A 1,951-nucleotide genomic window follows, 5' to 3' on the forward strand; every position below is an offset into this window, starting at 1 on the left:
AGTGAAGCCCCTGGTGTGTGTCACGAACGTTGAGGGAGGCTTGATGTAGGGAGAGCTTCTTGATGCGGTGCTGCGTGGAAGATGAAGGATTGTGGCCCTTCGGAGTCGTCCTGCGGGGGAAGGCTTCAAACCGCCCACTGCTGCATTGGCTGAAGACCGTTGTGGTAAGCGATGTGGGAAAAGGTGTCGTAAGAGGCATCAGGTGGGGATCGGGAAGACGAACGCAAGTGATTCGCTGATGACGTGTCGAAAGCTTTTCGGGTGACATCAAAACCGGGGCGTATCAGGAGCCTCGGGATGAGCCTGGCGGGTGCCCGCCTACTGGCCAGGTGGTGTCCGGCATATAGGCGACGTGAGTCCGATCTGCTGCTTTCGCGTGGAACGTGAGAAGGCGTGCCCCGATATTGCCGTCCCGTGGGGCGGCGAGAGGGAGACTCTCGACCGGCTGAATCCGGGAGAGATTGAGTACCGTTGCGAGACACGCCGGCGGACTGGCTCGTAGTAGTGACGAAGCCTCTGTAATGGAGGTGGAGCGAAGGGGCCAGGTCATTCGTGGCTGTTGTTCGTTCGATCAACCGGAGATCCTCCGGGAGGAGTCGCGTGGACGAGCTGAAATCGTCAGGCAAGCCGTTCGATATCTCGAAGTGGGAAGTTCAGGAGGCATGGGAGAAGGTTAAAGCCAACAAAGGTGCGCCGGGAGTGGATGGCTGCTCTGTCGGGGAGTTCGAAAAGGATCTGAAGAACAATCTGTACAAGATCTGGAATCGGATGTCGTCAGGGAGTTATTTTCCACCTCCGGTGCTGGCGGTAGAGATACCGAAACCGCATGGCGGAACGAGGATCTTGGGTGTGCCCACTGTCGCTGATCGCGTCGCTCAGACCGTGGTAGCCGGGAGGTTGGAGCGGAAGGTCGAAGCGATCTTCCACGACGACTCTTATGGATACCGGCCGGGACGATCGGCGCTCGATGCGGTCGGGGCATGTCGCAGGCGCTGTTGGAAGACCGACTGGGTGATCGACTTGGACATCCGGAAGTTCTTCGACAGCGTCCCCTGGAACCTTATCGTCAAAGCGGTGGAGGCCAATACGGATCAGCCGTGGGTGCTGCTGTATGTGAAAAGATGGCTAGAAGCGCCATTGCAGCAACCCGACGGTGTCTTGCGGCGAAGGGACCGTGGAACCCCGCAAGGATCAGCGGTCTCACCTGTGCTGGCTAATTTGTTCCTTCACTATGCGTTCGACATGTGGATGTGCCGGGAATTCCCGGGCGTCAAGTTCGAACGTTACGTCGATGACGCGGTCGTGCACTGCGTCAGCGAGGCGCAGGCTATCACGGTGGTCAAGGCGATCGCGGGCAGAATGGAGGAGGTCGGGCTGCGGCTGCATCCCGACAAGACACGGATCATTTACTGCAAGGACGGAAAGAGGCATGGCTCATATGACCACACGTCGTTCACGTTCTTGGGGTTTGAGTTCCGGCAGCGCAGGGCGCGGGACAAGCACGGGCGGCAGTTCAGCTCAGTCCTGCCCGCGATCAGCAAAGAGGCATTGAAAAGGCTGAACGAGGAGGTGCGGTCCTGGCGACTGCACCACCGCACCGGCCATACCTTCATCGACCTCGCACGACGGATCAATCCGATCGTACGCGGCTGGATGCAGTACTACGGCGCGTATTACCGCTCCGCTCTGTATCCCCTTCTGACGCGCATCAACGCCTACCTGGTGCGCTGGATCCGCAACAAATACAAACGGCTGCAAGCTAAGAAGAAGGCCCTGGAGTGCTGGCGGGGAATCACACAGCGATATCCCCGCATGTTCGCGCACTGGCCATGGACACCTTCGGTCCCGCACGCCTGGTGACCAGAGTGACAGGAGCCCGGTGAACCGAGAGGTTCACGCCGGGATCTGTGGGAGCCCCGAGGTGAAATCCCTCGGGGCCACCCGACAAGAA

General features: G+C 59.5%; 1 protein-coding gene. It reads left to right on the forward strand.

All coding sequences use genetic code 11. The features are described 5' to 3' along the window. Nucleotides 1-600 precede the first annotated feature (600 nt). Nucleotides 601-1,860 (forward strand): group II intron reverse transcriptase/maturase, encoded by a 1,260-nt coding sequence (gene ltrA / locus QSK17_RS35625; RefSeq protein WP_285711095.1) that lies wholly within the window; start codon nucleotides 601-603, stop codon nucleotides 1,858-1,860. Nucleotides 1,861-1,951: the final 91 nt, after the last annotated feature.

This window comes from Microtetraspora sp. NBRC 16547, assembly GCF_030268965.1.
In the GTDB taxonomy this organism is placed as follows: Bacteria; Actinomycetota; Actinomycetes; order Streptosporangiales; family Streptosporangiaceae; genus Microtetraspora.